The sequence below is a fragment of the Seonamhaeicola marinus genome, assembly GCF_008085455.1.
Genome location: NZ_VSDQ01000497.1, coordinates 264 through 1,121 on the forward strand (window position 1 = coordinate 264; position 858 = coordinate 1,121).

The window sequence follows — 858 nt, forward strand, 5'->3', positions numbered from 1 at the left end:
AACAAGGTGTTGGTGGAGACAACACATGGTCTAAACGAGCTCAAGCACATGAAGCGTTTAGAAATAAACCTGGAACGTATAAATACACGTTTTATTTAGCACCATTTAGCACAAAAGTAAAAGCTGAGAAAATAAGATTTTAATAAATAATATCTTTATATCGAAAAAAGGATGGTTTTAAAATTAAGCCATCCTTTTTTGGTTTTATTGATTTTGATTTAGAAGTAACTTACCCCAACCAGCCATCTCTATCTAAACTTCGGTATTGTATGGCTTCACTAATATGAGCACCTTCAATATTTTCCGAAGCTTCTAAATCGGCAATAGTTCTAGCTACTTTTAAAATTCTATCATAAGCCCTAGCCGAAAGGTTTAAACGTTCAATAGCTGTTTTTAATAACTGTTTTGAGCTTTCATCTAAAGCGCAATGTTTTCGTATTTGCTTGGTATTCATTTGTGCATTGTAATGTACTTTCTCATTATTTAAAAAGCGCTTACTTTGTATGTTTCTTGCTGCTGTAACACGCTTTCTTATATCTACTGAAGATTCGCCTTTTCTATCTTCTGATAGCTTATCAAAAGGCACTGGTGTTACCTCAATATGAATATCAATTCTATCTAACAATGGTCCTGAAATTTTGCTTAAATACCGTTGCATTTCAGCAGGACTTGAGGTTACAGGTGCATCAGGGTCGTTAAAATAACCACCTGGACTTGGGTTCATGCTAGCTACTAGCATAAATGATGACGGATATGTTACCGTAAATTTTGCCCTTGAAATGGTTACCTCTCTATCTTCTAACGGTTGGCGCATTACCTCTAAAACATCGCGTTTAAATTCTGGTAGTTCATCTAAAA

Annotated in this window: 2 protein-coding genes (1 of these 2 cut by a window edge); one reads left to right on the forward strand and one right to left on the reverse strand. The window is 34.8% G+C overall.

Annotation, left to right across the window (positions count from 1 at the left end; genetic code table 11):
• Positions 1 to 34, forward strand: part of the annotated coding region (locus FUA24_RS07915) for a beta-galactosidase small subunit-related protein (RefSeq protein ID WP_148541214.1) (this coding region is incomplete at its 5' end). 263 nt of the annotated region lie to the left of the window's left edge; 34 of its 297 annotated nt are in view.
• 195 nt (positions 35 to 229) lie between these two features.
• On the opposite strand, the gene FUA24_RS07920 is transcribed toward FUA24_RS07915, so the two are convergent.
• Positions 230 to 858, reverse strand: a 629-nt coding sequence (locus tag FUA24_RS07920) for a magnesium chelatase subunit ChlI family protein (RefSeq protein WP_148541216.1), incomplete at its 5' end; no start/stop codon positions are given.